Raw genomic sequence first — 16,197 nt, 5'->3', positions numbered from 1 at the left:
CGTGTCGCCTGCACCTCGCGCGTCGGTCACCCGGTGGTCTCATGCACCGAGTTGGCCGGCCAGCTCGTCCGCATCCGTGGTGGGCATCCGACACGTGAAGTCGCGGCACACATAGGCCGCCGGGCGGCCCTCCACCAGCGCACGGTCCCGCAGCAGCGGGAACTCCTCGCTGTCCGGTGATCCCGCCGCCACCACCGCACCCGGCGCGGTGCTCAGCAGCGCCGTACGGAACAGCTCGCTCGTCGCCGGGTCGTCCTCCGGGCCGACGACCGCCACCTCGCGCGGCCCGTCGAGCAGCGCCTCGGCCACCGCGAGCCCCCAGCCGACGAACCGCGGAGCCCGCGGTCCGAGCGCCTTCACCACACCGAGCGCACCTTCGGCGGCCGTGCGATGGGCCTGGGAGCCCGTGTGCGCCGCGTACGTCAGCAGCGCGCCGGCCGCGGCGGTCCACCCGGACGGAGCGGCGTTGTCCGTCGGGTCCTGCGGCCGGCGGATCAGCCGCTCGGCGTCGTGCGCCGTGTCGTACAGCGCGCCGCCCTCACCGGTGAACCGGTCGATGACGATGTCCAGCAGGAACCCGGCGAACTCCAGCCAGACCCCCTCACCGGTCGTGCCCGCGAGTGTGAGGAAGCCCTCGGCGACATCGGCGTAGTCCTCCAGCACACCGGCGTTCCGACCGGCCTTGCCGTCCTTGGAGGTGCGCGTGAGCCGCGCTCCGGTGGCGGAGAAGTCGATGTGCAGACGGACGAGCAGATCCGCCGCCTCGGTGGCGCGCTCGATCAGGTCCGGGCGCTCGAAGTACGCGCCCACCTCGGCGAGCGCGGCGATGGCGAGCCCGTTCCAGGCGGCCACGATCTTGTCGTCCCGCTCCGGCCGGGGCCGCAGCTCCCGCGCGGCGAGGAGCCGCTCCCGCATGCCCGGATCGGCTTCCCCGTCCGGGAGTTGCAGCACGGAGGCGCCTTCCTCGAAGGTCCCCTCCTCCGTCACCCCGAAGGCCTCGGCGGCCCGCTGCCCCTCGTCGTCGCCCAGGGCCTCGCGCAACTGCCGCGGCGTCCACACGTAGTACGCGCCCTCGACGTGCCGGCCGCTGCCGTCGTCGCTGTCGGCGTCGAGCGCGGAGGCGAACCCGCCCTCGGCGGTGCGCAGTTCACGCACCATGAAGTCGGCGGTCTCCAGGGCGACCCTGCGGGCGAGGTCGCTGCCCGTGGCCCGCCACAGGTGGGCGTACACGCGGCACAGGAGGGCGTTGTCGTAGAGCATCTTCTCGAAGTGCGGCACCACGAACTCCCGGTCCACCGAGTAGCGCGCGAACCCGCCGCCGAGCTGGTCGTAGATACCGCCGCGGGCCATCGCCTCGCAGGTGTCCGCCGCCATCTGCAGCGCGCCCTCGGCTCCGGTGCGGGCGTGGTGCCGCAACAGGAACTCGAGCACCATCGACGGCGGGAACTTGGGCGCGCCCCCGAAGCCGCCGTGCCGCTCGTCGTAGTCCCGGGTGAGCCCGAGCAGCGCCTGGGCCGGCTCCTCCTCCCCGGGCACTCCGGCACCGCCGACCGCGAGGGACCGCCCGGCGAGATCGCGCACGATGTTCTGCGCCACCTCGGCCACTTCCTCGCGCCGGTCCTGCCAGGCGACCGTGACCCCGTCGAGGACCTGAAGGAAGGAGGGCATGCCCTGGCGGGGCTGCGGCGGGAAGTAGGTACCGAAGTAGAAGGGTTCGGCGTCGGGGGTGAGGAAGACGGTCATCGGCCACCCGCCCTGACCGGTGGCGGCCTGCACGGCCTCCATGTACACGGCGTCGACGTCGGGGCGTTCCTCGCGGTCGACCTTGACGTTCACGAAGTGCTCGTTCATGTACGAGGCGGTCGTCTCGTCCTCGAAGGACTCGTGCGCCATGACATGACACCAGTGGCAGGCTGCGTAGCCGACCGACAGCAGCACGGGTACGCCGCGCTTTCGCGCTTCCTCGAAAGCCTCCGGCGCCCAGGGCCACCAGTCCACGGGGTTCGAGGCGTGCTGAAGCAGATAGGGCGAGGTCTCGTCGGCCAGCCGATTCATACGGCCCAGCCTCTCACAAGGCCCTATGGCACCGGCGAAGCCCGCACGGGCCCCGCCTCGGTCGGCCGAACCTCATGCGCGGCGCACCGACAGCAGCACGGGTACGTCACGCCTCCGCGCTTCCAGGAAAGCGCGAACGGCCGGGTCCGGAATCAGCTCCCGGTGGATTCGACAGGCTGGCGCAGGATGGTGCGCAGCCGCGACGGGTCGGTGCGCCGTGCGTCGGAGAGGTAGATCTCGTGGTGGTCCCCGCGGGGCTTGAGTTCCTGCTGCGGCATGTACTCGTCGTGCATCCGTGCGATCGTGGGCCCCTCCTGGTTGTAGGGGCCGATGTGCAGGACCTGGACCGCCTTGCCCTCGTGGAACTCGCCGAAGCGGACGCGGTCGCCGGCGGCCAGATCCTTCTTCTCGATCGCTCGCTTCAGACCTTCGCCGACGATCTCGTCGGTGATCCAGTCGGGCTGAACGATCATGAGCCGCCACTGCCACTCGTTCTCGTCGCGTGACGACGTGAAGGCCTTGAGGTCGTCGGCCGACCACAAGCCTTCCAGCGGACCGACGGTGTGTTTCCTGCCGAGTTCGTCGATGGCGAGAGCACGGACGGCGTACGCGGTCGCGTACAGCGCGCGCACGATGTCCGCGTACAGCTGCGATGTGTTGGGGCTGCCCTCACCGTCCGCCATGAGGAACTTCATGGCGGGCACATCGACGACCTCGAACCTCTTCTTCGCGGTGAACAGGCTGCGCAGGTCCTTCTTCACGTCATAGTTCAGCATGGATGGACTCAGTCCCGAGAGGTGACAAGCGGCAGTGAGCATGCCGAGCGGATGACCGCTCCGTGCACGTGGCTCGGCTACCTACCGTATGGAGAATCCTCAGGATGTCACGCCCACCGGCGATGTGCCCTGGATGTCCGGGAGAACGACCCGATAGAGCGGACTCGGCACGGAAGGGGCTCGAACTGCCGTACGCGCGCCGCTCTTCCGGTTCACCTCTGCACGGAGCGCCGCACGAAGAAGGTGTCGAGTACCAGGTGGTCCATCTCCGTGTTCAGGAAGCAGGCCAGCGCGTCCACGGGAGAGCAGACGATCGGCTCGCCGGCCACGTTGAAGGACGTGTTGATCAGGCACGGCACCCCGGTCAGCTCGTTGAAGCGGCGCAGGACCTGCGCGAGCCGCGGGTTGGAGTCGTCGGTGATCGTCTGGATGCGGGCCGTGCCGTCCACATGGCAGGCGCCCTGGATCACTTCCCGGTATGCGGGTCGCACGGGGAACACGAACGTCATGTACGGCGAGGAGTGCTTCCTGCCGGTCTCGAAGACCTCGGAGGCGCGTTCCTCCAGGACGACGGGGGCGAAGGGCCTGAACTGCTCCCGGTGTTTGATCCGCTCGTTGATCGAGTCCTTGATGCCGGGGAAGCGGGGGTTCGCGAGAATGCTCCGGTTGCCCAGGGCCCGCGGCCCGTACTCCATCCGTCCCTGGAACCATCCGATGATGCTCTCGTCCTCCAGCAGCGCGGCTGTCTCGGCGGGCACCTGCTCGGGGGCGACCTCGCGCCATTCGACCTGCTGGGAGAACTTGTCGAGTGCGGCCAGGATGTCCTCGCGGTCGAACGCGGGACCGAGGTAGGGCGACGGGCCGGGCCGGGGCGCGTCACCTGCCTCCCGGCTGGCGTGCAAGGCGGCCCCCAGCGCCACCCCGACGTCGGACGCTCCGAAACTCACGTCCATGTCGGCGAAGCGAGAGCCCTCCAGGAGCTTCGTGTTGTTCACGCAGTTCAGTGCGAGGCCGCCCTCGAAGATCAGCCGGGGCAGCGCGCTCCGGCGCTCCAGCACCTCGAGTTGGGCGGCCGTCACCACTTCGATCATCTGCTGGGCGGCGCTCGCGACACGCACCCGGAAGTCGAAGTCCTCCCGCCTGGATGGATCGCCGTCGAAGATGCGGTCGAACAGCGCGTAGTAGGCGGGGACCGCGCTCGCGGGGTAGGCGATCGTATAGGTGCCGTCGGGCAGTAGCTCGACCACATGCTCGAGGAAGGGGTTGTCCGCGGGCGGCGGTGCGTAGCCGGCCAGCCCCATCACCTTGTACTCGTCGTTGTTCGGCACGAAGCCGAGGTATCTGGTCACCACCGAGAAGAGCATGGCCAGGGAGTGCCGCGAGTCGATGGTCACGTCGTCGAGAACCCGTACCTGGCCGTCACGTATCTCCCCCATGATCGCCGACAGCCACTCCGCGCGGCCGTCACTGACCACGAAGGCGGCGTCGCCGCCACCGGCCAGGTGGTAGCCGGTCATGAGATGGGCGAGATGATGCGGCACCAGTTCGAGCTTCCCCGGGTCGAGATGGTGGCCGGTGTGTTCGAAGAAGTCGGCCAGGATCGCCTCCTTGCTGAACAGGGCCGCGTAGGTCTCCGCGAGGCGGTCGAGCCGCGAGAATTTCTCCGCCGTGCTCGCCGAGTGGTCCTCGGTGATCTCGGCGATCATCTGGTCCATCACGTCGTCGGAGAACTGCCAGGAGAAGGCCACCACGTCGACGTCGTCGAAGGAGACACCACCGGTCTCCAGGCACCAGTTCATGGCGTTCACCGGGAACTTCGATGTCTTCTTCACCCGGTTGAGGCGTTCCTCCTCGACCGCCGCCACCAGTTCGCCGTCGACGATCAGGGCCGCCGCGGAGTCATGGCCGAACAGCAGATGACGGTCGATTCCGGTCGCCCGGTAGAGGCGGGCGAACAGCTCCGCGGCTTTGCCGAATCCGTTGTAGCCCAGGACGATCATCGGGAACTCCTTGCCTGTTGACGGCGGATCGAGACGGTGGCGCCCACGATTACTCCGGCCAGATGGTGAGGTAGTCGGAGATGACCTGTGACCGCGTGAACGATGGATCGAGGTGCGCGCCCGTGAGGTCGGCGCCGCTGAGGTCGGCGCCGTCCAGGCTGGCTCCGACGAGGCGGGAGTTCACCAGGTCCGCGCGGATCAGATAGGCCTCGCTCAGGTCGGCGCCGTCGAGGTCGGCGCCGCGGAGATCGGCGGACATCAGATACGACGCGCTGAGCTGGGCCCCGCGCAGATCGGCATGGGCGAGATCCGTCCCGCTCAGATCGGCACCCGACAGGCTTGCGTCACGCAGATCCGCCCGGCGGCCCTCGGCTCTCTGACGTCGTGCGTACTGATTCCATATCGTGGGTCCCTGCTTCAGGACCGCTTCGTCCGCGTCCATGCCCCTCCTACACGGTCGTCAGGCCCGCCAGGGCCCGCTTCTCCAGATCCATGGACGCGCGGACGGAGGTGACGACCTCGTCGACGAGACCCTTCAGTTCCGATTCCTCGGCGCACGCGCTGCGTGCCAGCAGCGCCTTCCCGAGCCCGGTCCAGTGCTCCGCGCTCTGGCCGAAGAGATCGGCCGCTTCGGCGTACCGGGGGTTGTCGCAGTGCTCGGAGACGGCGCTCAGGAAGCGCGCGATCACGGGACGGAACATCCCGCCCCCCGTGCCGAAGGACTCGATCTGGCGCCCGAGGTGCAGGAGTTGCCGCGCCAGAGCGCTCGTGGTGATGACGTGGCCCTGGAGGTCGACGTCCTCCACCTCACCGCGCTTGTTCGCCGGCCAGGAGGGGGCGGTGGTCGTCAGCACCTTCATGGCAGGGATGCCCAGGCTTCGGCTCCCCGGCCTCAGCACCTCCCGGCTCAGGGTGCGCACGGCGACGGGCCCCACCAGGTCGAGCCGGGGGGTGTTGCGTGGCGAGCCGAAGGTGTAGGTCCGCCAGTCCGGGTTCAGCGGCGGCGAACTCCGGCTGGAGCGCGCCGCGTTGAGATCCTCGGCACGGACCAGCACGCTGCTGTCGAACGCGGGGTCGGAGACCTCGAACTCGTCTTCTCCCCTCGCGCGGACGACATTGACGAAGTACCCGCCGAACGAGGCCCGGCCCTCCAGTCCCCAGTAGGGCATGAGGCCGATGTCGACCCGCGTCGTGACGGCCGGTACCACCTCCAGCAGCGCGGCGAGCCCCGCGGTGGACTTGGGGGTGTGCGCATGGACCTCGACGCCGAGGAGTCGTGCCGCCCGGAGCGGCATGACCACCTGCTTCCCGACGATGATGTCGGGGGTGTTGCCCCGGGTGGGGAAGTACGAGAAGCCGAAGCCGCCGTCCAGGCCGAAGATGACGTGCTCATCGACGTCGTGGCCGCCGGCGGCGAGGATGTTGCGCTGGCAGGCACTCTCGCTGTGGATACCCGGCCGGTGCACATAGCCGTTCTGGTCACTCACGCGCGCACACCTCCGTCGAGTGCCATGAGTGCGGACCGGTCATCGGCGCTCATCCCTTCGAGCGCGTACCGGAACGTGTCGCGCCTCATCTGTGTGTGCCACGTGCGCAGATACTCCGCCACGGCCTCCGGATGCACCTGGGCCGTGACCTTGAGCAGCCAGCCCACGCCTTTTTGGACGTAGAACTCCTCGTCAAACATCAACGCGTTGCAGTTCTCGAACACGTGGCTGACCGGGAGCTCGTAGACGGTCTTGCCCACCTGCCGGCGCACGAACTTGACCACCGCCACATTGGCCGCCCGCCTGGCCCACGGGCCGCCGTGGATCCACGCCCGCGTCCGGGACATCTCGTCGAGATGACCGAGGAGGTAGGGGTAGAGCAGTTTGAGGCACAGGTCGTCGCACTGGGCCCAGTTGGTCACATGGCGGTCGAGCCAGACGCGGGCGTGGTCGAGAAGCTCTCCGCCCAACTGCCGCTTGGCCACCCGGTGCAGGAGGGCGAATGCGGCGAGCGTCTCTTCGTGGTGCTTCGACTGCCCGATGAGCGTGTCCGCGATCGCCAGCCGGTCCGCGGGCGAGAAGTCCGGGTGTTCGCCCACCCAGCGGTACGTCAGGTCGGCGACGGCGCGGTTGCCCACCCCGAGCGCCGGCACATGGGTGCGGAAGTAGCGCTGCATCCCGTCCGCGAACGCGGGGTCCGCGTGGCGGGCGAGCAGCTCGCGCAGTTCGGTGGCCGCGGCATCGGGGGTCATGCGGGTGCCCCGAGTGTGAGCGCCACCGGCTTCGACTTGGGCCGCGCGGGCTTCAGACGCGTCTTGTCCGCCATCACATACGTGTACTCGCGCTGCATCTCGGCGACCGTCTCGGCCGAGTACTGCGCACGGTCGCTCAGGCTCTGGCCGCTCAGCCCCCACCACAGGTACCAGTTCTTGTGGCTCAGGTAGGCGTTCCGCACGAAGTCGAGCGTGTCCCGGTCCCGCACGATCTCGGGCTCGACGTAGTAGGCCGGGACGAAGGTGCCCTGGCCTTCCTCCATGATTCCGGCCTTCACCGCCTGCTTCAGCAGCTTGGTGCCGCTGAGGATGCGGATGCCGAGGTTGGCGTAGATCTGGGCGGGGTTGAGGTAGCGCTCGGTGAAGTCGATGGACTCCCGCAGTGCCGCGGAGGTCTCGCCGGGGCCGCCCAGGAAGACGCAGTGCGTGTGCTCGATGCTGCTGGCGGTGAACCAGCGGTCGACTTCCACGACCCGGGCGAGGTCGAAGCCCTTGAGCAGGTCGGCGAGCGCCTCGTCGGTGAACGCGTCGGTGCCGAGGTCGACACGGATGCAGCCGGCCGCGGCCAGCAGCTCGACGAACTCCGGGGTCACCGCGTTGGGCGTCAACTGGCAGTACCAGGGGACGTCGAGCTTGGCCTTGACCATCTCGTTGCACACGTCCGCCGCGTAGTCGAGCGGGAAGTTGAAGGTGGCGTCGACGATCTCGAACTCCTTGACCTCCGGGTTCTCGAACATCGCCCGTTGGATCTCGTCCACCACCGCCGCCGGTTCCTTGAAGCGGTTCCCCTTGCCCTCGGTCTTGCGGATGATGCAGTAGGAGCAGTACAGCTTGCAGCCGCGCTTGGTCTGGAGGGTCTCGATCGCGGGCTGCGTGTCCCGCGTGAGGTCGGACGCGGCCGACACTCCTTCCTCGAAGTACCGGGGGTCGTAGAGGGACCGGTCGGGCACCAGTGCGCCGATGTCGAACCCCGTGTTGGGCGGATTGTGGACGAAACAGCCCTCGTCGTCGACGTAGCAGAGACCGGAGATGGTGTCGAGCGAGCCGCCGACCTCCAGATACTGCAGCAACTGCGCCATGCCGACCTCGCCCTCGCCGGCGATGCCGAAGTCGGGCTGGGCGTACTCGAAGAACGCCAGGGGCTCGACCGAGAAGCCGGAACCGCCCAGCACGACGGTGGCTTTGGTGTATTTGCGGACGCACCGCACGATCTTCTCGGTGAGGGGGCCGAAGAAGATCGGGTCGACGAACGTGAGGTTGTCGAGGTTGCGGACGGCGATACCCACCACGTCGTAGGTCGTGGACGTCAGCTTCTCGCGGACTGCCTTGAGCTCGCGTGACTCCCACAGAAGGTCCAGGACGTCGACTTCGTGTCCGGACTTCTTGATGGCGGCGCCGATGTAGGCCATGCCGATCGGCAGGGCGGGCCGGGGTACTCGGATCTTGTTGGTGGATATCAGGAGGACTCGCATGGAACGCTCCTACGTCTGGAGGGCCGCCGTGGCCGGTCCGGTTGCGGTGACAGCGTCGGCGACGGGCCGCCAGTAGGTGCCCGGCCGGGAGTCGTTGCGCAGCGTCGCCTTGTCCCGGTAGCGGCGCATCCTGTCGATGTCGACCTCGACGATGCCCACGCCCTCACCCTCGGCGAGCAGCACCATGCGTTCGTCCCCGTCCTCGAAGTCGAAGCGCTCCGACTCGAGGAAGAGGGGGTCGGCCAGGATCTGGCTGCGCCCCATGTAGCCGAAGCCGGCGTAGAGGTTGTTGCCGACGCCGGAGGCGAAGGCGAGAACACACTCGCCGTCGACCGCCCGCACCGGCAGACGCATGTCGACCAGGTACGTGAACATGTCCGGCACCAGCGCGGAGCACACGAGGACGTCCACCCCCCGGCGCAGATACTCCCGGGACACTTCGGGGAAGTTCACGTCGTATCCCTGCATGAGACCGACGCGGCCGATGTCGAGATCGAACGTGGGGTACTCGGTGCCCCCGGCGAGATAGCGGCTCTCCAGCTCGTGGCGGTGGACGCGCCGGTAGGTGCCGCGGAGTTCCCCGGTCCGGTCGATCAGTACCGAGGTGCTGTAGTACGAGGCGTCCTCACCCCGCTCGAGCAGTCCCGCGACGATGTGGACCCCCAGCTCGGCGGCGACGCGGCACAGCTGATCGGTCGCGTCGCCGGGGATGGGAACCGCCACATCGGCGACTTCCAGGATGTTGCCCGAGGTGAGGAACGCCTCCGGAAGACAGACGAGGTCCGCGCCGTCCCCTGCGGCCTGCCTGACATAGCGCTCGGCCCGGCGCAGGTTGGCCGGCTCCCGCCCCAGCTTCGACTCCATCTGGACGACTGCGATCCTGAGGCGGCCCATCACATGCTCACCGGGGTGACGGGGCGGTTGGAGATGACGAGACCGAGATCCTCCTCCACGACGTGCCAGTCGTCGAGCCCGGCCTCGCGCAGCAGCTCCTGGGCCTGCTCCGGCGAGTAGGCGGCCTTGAGCGAGCGCATGAACTGCTCGCCTCCCTCCTTGACGAACTGGAGGATGAACGTGATGTGCCCCTCTTCGGCCAGGCGGTTCACGTCCTCGATGAGGACCGTCCCGCCCGGCTTGCAGATGCGCGCTGCCTCCTTGAGCGTCTCCACGGGGCGGCGCCAGCGGTGCAACGAGGAGAACGAGTAGACGATGTCCGCGGAGTCGTCGGCGAAGGGCAGCCGGCTGAGTTTGGAGTGCTCGAACTCCACATCGCCCGCCATGTTGGACCAGACGCAGAGGGTCAGATTGTCCTCGGCGACGTCCACGAGGTTGTTGTGCTCCTCGACGCCCGACACGGCGACTTCGGGCAGGCGGCCGGAGACGTGCAGGGACAGCAGCCCCGTGTTGAACCCGATGTCGACGAAGTCGGTCATGCCCTCGTGGTGAGCCGCCAGGATGCGCTCCGTCGGGCGCTTGTACGCCATCAGGGCGGAGCGTCGCATGCCGAGGTCGTAGGCGCGAACGGCCTCCATGTCGGTGAAGGGCTGGGTCAGCGGAACCCTCTCGGCGAGGTCGAGCAGCGGTGCCTCAACAGTCATGGCAGCCTCCCTGGGAATCACCGTTGACGATGGCAAGAGGAAGGGAACGCTGGGGGGAGATGAACCCGGTGATGTCCGCCCCCAGGTGTTGCGGATACCGGCGGAACTCCGGCGAGTAGAACGCCTTGGAGATGTTGTCGAGGTAGTACCAGCCCTTGGGGCCGGTCACCTCGATGCCGTCGTCCGTGACCTCGACGAGTCCCTTCTCGACGAGGTCGGAGATCTCGTCGGCGAACATCTCCATGAAGTCCACGCCGTGCAGCCGCATGAAGCGCTCACGGTTGACCCGGCCGGCCTTGACGCCCAGCACCATCGACCTGCGGATGGCCTCCGGCTTGGGGATGTGCCGCCCCATCGAGATGGGCAGGCGTCCTTCCCGCACGGTCTGGACGTACCTGCCGATGTCGGGTTCGTTGAAGTACCAGTGCTCCCGCAGGTGGCCGGTGGCGGTGGGTCCGAGCGGGATGATGGGGATGTCCTCGCTCCACGACGTCTCGCCGTACTTGGGCTGGTAGCCGGGCTTGGCGAAACAGTCGCCGTAGTAGCCCAGGAAGCCGTTCTTGGTGAGCTTGTCGGCGGCGAAGAAGAACATGTCGTCGACGGTTTCGCGGTCCGGGACCGGCGGCAGCTTGCGGCGCTTGGTGGAGACCTGCGCGAACTCCATGTAGGTGTAGAACGACACGCAGGTGACGCCGAGTTCGATCGCCACGTCGAGGCTGTGCTCCCAGCCCTCCATCGTCTGCCCGTTGATGCCGTGCATGAGGTCGATGTTGATGTTCTCGAAACCGGCGTCCTGCAGCAGGCGAATGCTGGCCTTGAGCATCTCCGGGTCGCTGGGCCTGCCCAGGTTCTTCAGCTCCTCCTCGACGAACGTCTGCACGCCGAGACTGATGCGGCGAACGCCCCGTTCGAGCAGCACCTTCGCCTTGCGTTCGGTGATGTCGATCGGCGTGGTCTCGATGGAGAAGTCGGCGTCGGGCGCGAAGTCGAAGCTGTTGTGCAGGTGCCCGAGCAGGTCGTCGAGCTGTTGGGCCGTCAGCGAGGTGGGCGTGCCGCCGCCGATGTAGCCGAGCGTGATCCGGTGGTCCTGGATGTACGGCCGGTTCGCGTAGTTGGTGATCTCGGCCTTGAGCGCGTCGAGGTAGGCCAGGGTCAGATCGCGCTCCGTCTGGAACTTGATGTACGGGCAGCTGAAGCACAGCCGGTTGCAGAACGGGATGTGCATGTACACACCCATCGGCTTGGGCGGGAACACCTCCTCCTCGGTGACCATGACGTGCTTGGTGGGGTACTGCCGGACCCACTCGCTGTCCCGTTCCGGGTATTCCTTCCAGAACGGCATGCTCGTCGTGGTGATGCTCATCAGCTCTCTCCCAATCCTTGGTGTTGGGCGATGGTCCGGACGATCTCCGCGAGAGTGGCCCGGTTGTAGAAGGCGGCGCGGAGCCTGATGCCGCCGGCATGCGCGAGTGCGACGATCTCCCCGAGCGCCTCGGGGTGCTCACCGTCGTGCAGTTCGATGGCCGCACCCGTGCGCGTCGGGTGGACCGCCTGGACGCCTTCATGGCTCAGGAGGAGCCCTTCGGACCACTCCTGGAGCGGCCCGGGATCGGCGTCCGGATGGGATTCGAGGACGAGTCGCGGGTTCCCTGCCGAGCGGGCGATGTCCTCCAGCGAGGCGTCCTTGGCCTGTCGGCCTCGGTGGAGGACGACGACCGAGTCGGCCAGGGCATCGAGTTCCTGCCGGTGGTGGCTCGCGTAGAGCACCGCGACACCGTCCTTCTTCAGGCCGGCCAGCATGTGCAGCAGCGTCTGCCGTGCGGCGGCGTCGAGGCCCGCGGTCGGCTCGTCGAGGATCAGCAGGTCGGGCCGGTGTGCGACGGCCGTGATGATGTGGAGCTTGCGCTGGCTGCCGCCCGACAGCGTCCGCACGTACTGACCGGCGTAGCTCTCCAGCTCGGCCAGGGCGAGGAGTTCGCCCAGCCGGGCCGGCTCGGCCCGGTGGAGGCGCAGCTGATGGCGTACGTACGCCTCGACCGTCACTCCGTCGGGGAGTTCCTTCGACTGCTGGACGTAACCGAGGTGTCCGCTCACCCTGCCCCAGCGCCGGGCGTCGGTGCCGCACACTCTCACCTCTCCGGCCCGGGGCTTGAGCAGCCCGGCGACGAGCCTGATGAGGGTGGTCTTCCCCGCGCCGTTGGATCCGATGATCGCGACGCCCTCACCGGCGTCGACGTCGAAGTCGATGTCCCGCAGGCCGAACTCCGGACTGACGCGGTAGGCCAGGCCGGAGACCTGGAGCACCGGGGTAGGGGTGTCGTGTGCGCTAGCCACGGCCGATCCTTTGTCTGAAGGCGTACGCCGATACGCCCACCGCCACGACGGCGTAGGCGACGGCCAGGGTGAGGATCTCCACCGACGGCGACGGCCCCTGGCCGGTGGCCGCCCTGAAGAGTTCGACGTTGACGGAGAGCGGGAGCCGTTCCATCACGTCACCCACCCACCCCAGGTTCTGCAGCGGGAAGAAGACGCCGGCGAAGTACATGAGCGGGATGACGATGATGTTGACGACGGCGGGGAACGAGATCTCGTTCGAGAAGGTGGCCACGACGACGCCGAGGCCCGCGAACGCCAGGCACCCGCTGACGAAGGCGAGGATCGCGAGGGGTACGGACTCGACGGCGGCGTCGAACACCACGAGGCCGAGCACCAGCACGGCCGCGAACTGGAACAGGCACTTCAGCGTGACCCCGACGAACCGCGCCAGGAGGAACCCCGAGTACGACAGGGGCGAGAGGATCAGGTCCTCGATCGTGCGCCGGTTCCGGTCGACGATGATCGTGTAGCCGACGGAGTAGGTGCAGCTGAACATCACGCCGGCGGCCAGGATTCCGGGGAACACGAAGTCGAAGAAGTTGGCCGCGTCCGTGGTGGGACTGGCCATCTGGTCCGTGGCCGCGCCGAACGCCAGCACCATCGACACGGACGTGAGGAAGGTGGAGACGGCGTACAGCTTGTTGTCGAAGAACTGGCGAAGGTCCAGGGCCACCAGCCGGAACACGTCTCCCAGCCACTCGGACACACGGAACCGGGGCCCGGGCGAGGACGCACGGGCGTTGCGCCGCCGGTACGCGGGTGCCGTCATGGCCCCTCCCAGATGTAGGAGGTGCGCCAGGTCGCCACGGTGTCCTCGCGGAACGGAAGCGCGGCGCCCGCCTTTCTGCGTTGACGCGGGTACAGCGTGGCGGTCGCGACGCCCTCGCGGCTGCCGGCCGGAACCTCCGCCAGCACGTCGGCGTCGTCCGCGGTGACACCCTCGGTCAGGCCGTCGACGATGCAGCTACGGCCCACGTACGGCATGCCCACGAACCGGTTCTCCCCGGTGCAGCTGCTGAACACGAGGGCGGTCGCGTTGTCGGCCGCGCGGGCGCGCGCGAGCGACCTGGCGTGGTGCGAGAAGTCGGCGAACAGGTTCGCGACACACACGATGACGTCGACGCCCTGGACGAGGAACCGTCGGCTCGCTTCCGGGAAGCGCAGGTCGTAGCTGACCTGGAGGCCGATGCGGCCGAGCGGGGTGGTGATGGCGTCGACGGGCTCCCCGGCCGCCAGGTAGTCCCGCTCACCGGCCCACAGGGAGGCCCGGCGATAGAGCCCGAGCAGATCACCCGCGGGACCGACCAGGACGCAGGCGTCGTAGATGTCCCGGCCCTCCGACAGCAGGACACCGGCCGCGATGTGCATACCGTGCCGCTGCGCCTGGCCGGCGAGGAAGTCCATGACGGGTCCGTCCAGCGGAGTCGCGTCCTTGCGTATCGACGGGAAGTTCACTCCGGTGGCGAAGCACGCGGGCAGACACGCCAGGTCGGCGCCCTGCCCGGCCGCGGAGGCGAGCAGCTCCGCCGCACGGGCCTGGTTCTCCTCGCGTCGACCCGGATCGATCTGCGTCTGGACGGCGGCAAGGGTGAGGCCTTGTCCGCGGAACAAGCTCAACGTGGGACTCCTCGGGGGGTCGTGATCGTCGTTGTGGTGACTGGAGCCGTCATCCGGCCACCTCGGCCCGGACTTCGTGGTCGGCCTTGACCAGGGCGGGCATGAACGCGTCGATGACGTCCCGGGTGACGTGCCGGGCCACCACGAGGCGCAGGCCCTCGTCGAAGCGCTTGGAGGTGGACACGATCCAGCCGTCGGCGTCGAGACGGCGTGACACCTCGGCGGCATGGGGGACCCGGGCGACCACGATGTTCAGGTCGGGCTCGATGAGAAGGCCGTATCCGGCCTCGGCGAGCTGTGTCGTCAGGTACACGGTGTTCTCGAAGTTGGTGCGGGTGATCTCGACGAATCCCTCCCTGCCGAGATGTTCGAGGACGGCGTAGGTCGCCACCGCCGCGCTGCCCGGGCGGGTGCCGAGGAGGGTGGTGTGCGCGGGGGTGTCGAGGAAGAACGAGTCGGCCTGGTACGCCTCCTGGTCACGGAAGAGGATCGCCCCGGCGGGGACGTTCGCCAGGCCGTACTTGTGCGGGTCGATGGTGATCGACCGGACGCCGTCGACCTCGAAGTCGAACTGCGGGAGAGGACACCCGAGTTCGCGCGCGAACGGGATGATGAAGCCGCCGGTGGCCGCGTCCACGTGCAGCCACACCCCGTGCCGCGCCAGGGCGGTGGCGATGTCGTCCACCGCGTCCACCACACCCAGTTCACTGCTTCCGGCGGTGGCCACCGCCGCGATGGTGTTCTCGTTCACCGCCGCCGCCACGGAGCCGGGCGCAAGGCGCAGGTTGTCGTCCACGGGCACGCGGACGGCGGTGACGCCGAGGGCGGAGAAGATCTTGTCGAACGAGAAGTGGACGGTGCTTCCGACGATGACTTCCGGGCGCTCCGTCAGCCGGCCGGCGGCCCGGGCCTCCTGGCGGGCGGCGAGCATGGCGAGCAGATTGGCCTCGGTTCCCCCGGAGACCAGGCTCCCCGCCCCCCGAGGATGACCGAGCAGCTCCAGAAGCAGGGCGACGACCTTGCGTTCGATGCGCTTGGTACCGCGGAATATCCGCACGTCGCCGAGGTTGGTGTGCGACGCGGCGTGGGACAGCTCGACGGCCAGCGGATGCGGTTCGGTGCAGATGGAGTTGAGCACCCGGGTCCAGGGGATGTCCTCGGACAGGGCAGCGGTGATCTCCGTACGCACCGCGGATTCGGGCAGTCCGGCTTCGCGCATGTCAGCTCCCGGCCTCGACGGTGACGCCGGACGGGGATGCTCCGTCGGCGAGACTCGTGTACAGGTCCGGTCGCCGAGCCCACAGGCCGAACCACAGGGTCTCCTGGAAGCGCAGGTCCGGCTGGCGCAGGTGCCGCAGATGGTCCAGGTCCCAGGCGGCGCTGACCACCGCTTCCTGGGTACCGGCCCAGGCCAGGAAGCCGTCGGGAACCGCGACACCCGATCCCCCCGCCGAGGGCGCGTCGAGCCCACAGGCGATGGCCACGCCCACGGTGTTGAGCGTGGAGATGCCCCAGACCGCGGCATGCTGGCTGTCGGTCGCCGCCCCGCTGGTGGAACCGGCCACGAGAAGGAGCTCTGCTCCCGCGAGGCACTGGATCCGCGGCGGCTCGACCAGCCAGAAGTCCGGGCCGAGCAGCACTCCGACCCGCCCGTGCTCGGTGTCCACGACGGGGAAGTCGTCGCCGGTGACGGTACGGCCCTGATCGTCGACGGGACGCCGCACGGCGGCCAGGACGTCGCCCGAGGGGTCCAGGAGGTGAGCGACCTGGTGAAGTCCTCCGCCCGGTCCTCCCTCCTCGGCCCACGAGCCGGTGAGCAGATAGGTGCCGCGCCGCCGGGCCAGCTCGGCGAGCCGTTCCAGCGCCTGGTCCCGCAGGGCGGGGGGCAAGGGACCGGCGTCCACGGGGGCGAAGGCGTTCTCCGGCAGCACGACGAACCCGGCACGTGCCGTGACCTTGTCGTCGAGGTGTTCCAGCACCCCGTCCAGCGTGCTCTGCGCGTCGACACGGCGGCGGTACTGGGCCACGAAGATCCTGGACATC

15 protein-coding genes are annotated in these 16,197 nt (G+C 68.6%); all 15 read right to left on the bottom strand.

Features of this window, described 5'->3' with window-relative positions; genetic code table 11:
* Positions 1-39: 39 nt before the first annotated feature.
* Positions 40-2,055: a thioredoxin domain-containing protein gene (locus OHA05_RS22980; RefSeq protein WP_328861588.1), complete on the bottom strand. Its 2,016-nt coding sequence runs from the start codon at positions 2,053-2,055 to the stop codon at positions 40-42.
* 152 nt (positions 2,056-2,207) lie between these two features.
* Positions 2,208-2,831, bottom strand: coding sequence for a GyrI-like domain-containing protein (locus tag OHA05_RS22975; RefSeq protein ID WP_313944432.1), 624 nt, complete (start codon positions 2,829-2,831; stop codon positions 2,208-2,210).
* A 212-nt stretch (positions 2,832-3,043) separates the two neighbouring features.
* Positions 3,044-4,831, bottom strand: a complete 1,788-nt coding sequence (locus OHA05_RS22970) for a carbamoyltransferase family protein (RefSeq protein ID WP_313944433.1) — start codon at positions 4,829-4,831, stop codon at positions 3,044-3,046.
* Positions 4,832-4,880: 49 nt separating this feature from the next.
* Entirely contained in the window at positions 4,881-5,273 is a 393-nt protein-coding gene (locus OHA05_RS22965) for a pentapeptide repeat-containing protein (protein ID WP_313944434.1), read from the bottom strand.
* Positions 5,274-5,280: 7 nt separating this feature from the next.
* Positions 5,281-6,318 (bottom strand): BtrH N-terminal domain-containing protein, encoded by a 1,038-nt coding sequence (locus OHA05_RS22960; protein ID WP_313944435.1) that lies wholly within the window; start codon positions 6,316-6,318, stop codon positions 5,281-5,283.
* Positions 6,315-7,070, bottom strand: coding sequence for a DNA alkylation repair protein (locus tag OHA05_RS22955; RefSeq protein WP_328861587.1), 756 nt, complete (start codon positions 7,068-7,070; stop codon positions 6,315-6,317). Before OHA05_RS22955 ends, OHA05_RS22960 begins: the two co-directional genes overlap by 4 nt.
* Positions 7,067-8,563 (bottom strand): B12-binding domain-containing radical SAM protein, encoded by a 1,497-nt coding sequence (locus OHA05_RS22950; RefSeq protein WP_313944437.1) that lies wholly within the window; start codon positions 8,561-8,563, stop codon positions 7,067-7,069. The genes OHA05_RS22955 and OHA05_RS22950 overlap by 4 nt, the downstream gene beginning before the upstream one ends.
* 9 nt (positions 8,564-8,572) lie before the next feature.
* Entirely contained in the window at positions 8,573-9,457 is an 885-nt protein-coding gene (locus OHA05_RS22945) for a carbon-nitrogen hydrolase family protein (protein WP_313944438.1), read from the bottom strand.
* Positions 9,457-10,161 (bottom strand): class I SAM-dependent methyltransferase, encoded by a 705-nt coding sequence (locus OHA05_RS22940; protein ID WP_313944439.1) that lies wholly within the window; start codon positions 10,159-10,161, stop codon positions 9,457-9,459. Before OHA05_RS22940 ends, OHA05_RS22945 begins: the two co-directional genes overlap by 1 nt.
* Entirely contained in the window at positions 10,151-11,524 is a 1,374-nt protein-coding gene (locus tag OHA05_RS22935; RefSeq protein ID WP_313944440.1) for a coproporphyrinogen-III oxidase family protein, read from the bottom strand. The genes OHA05_RS22940 and OHA05_RS22935 overlap by 11 nt, the downstream gene beginning before the upstream one ends.
* Positions 11,524-12,495 carry an ABC transporter ATP-binding protein gene (locus tag OHA05_RS22930; protein ID WP_328861586.1) on the bottom strand — a complete coding sequence of 324 codons (972 nt, stop codon included), beginning with the start codon at positions 12,493-12,495 and terminating at the stop codon, positions 11,524-11,526. The genes OHA05_RS22935 and OHA05_RS22930 overlap by 1 nt, the downstream gene beginning before the upstream one ends.
* The gene (locus OHA05_RS22925; RefSeq protein WP_328861585.1) at positions 12,488-13,306 is read right to left on the bottom strand and encodes an ABC transporter permease; all 819 of its coding nucleotides are present in this window, start codon (positions 13,304-13,306) and stop codon (positions 12,488-12,490) included. The genes OHA05_RS22930 and OHA05_RS22925 overlap by 8 nt, the downstream gene beginning before the upstream one ends.
* Positions 13,303-14,154, bottom strand: a complete 852-nt coding sequence (locus tag OHA05_RS22920; RefSeq protein WP_328861584.1) for a carbon-nitrogen hydrolase family protein — start codon at positions 14,152-14,154, stop codon at positions 13,303-13,305. The genes OHA05_RS22925 and OHA05_RS22920 overlap by 4 nt, the downstream gene beginning before the upstream one ends.
* A gap of 49 nt (positions 14,155-14,203) precedes the next feature.
* On the bottom strand, positions 14,204-15,373 hold the full coding sequence (gene mfnA / locus OHA05_RS22915) for a tyrosine decarboxylase MfnA (RefSeq protein ID WP_328861583.1): 1,170 nt from the start codon (positions 15,371-15,373) through the stop codon (positions 14,204-14,206).
* A gap of 1 nt (position 15,374) precedes the next feature.
* On the bottom strand, positions 15,375-16,196 hold the full coding sequence (locus OHA05_RS22910; protein WP_328861582.1) for a carbon-nitrogen hydrolase family protein: 822 nt from the start codon (positions 16,194-16,196) through the stop codon (positions 15,375-15,377).
* Between the last annotated feature and the right edge of the window lies 1 nt (position 16,197).

It is taken from the genome of Streptomyces sp. NBC_00306 (genome assembly GCF_036169555.1).
GTDB lineage: Bacteria > Actinomycetota > Actinomycetes > Streptomycetales > Streptomycetaceae > Streptomyces > Streptomyces achmelvichensis.
Note: the sequence above shows the minus strand (reverse complement) of the source record. Positions and strands in the feature narration are given on the sequence as shown.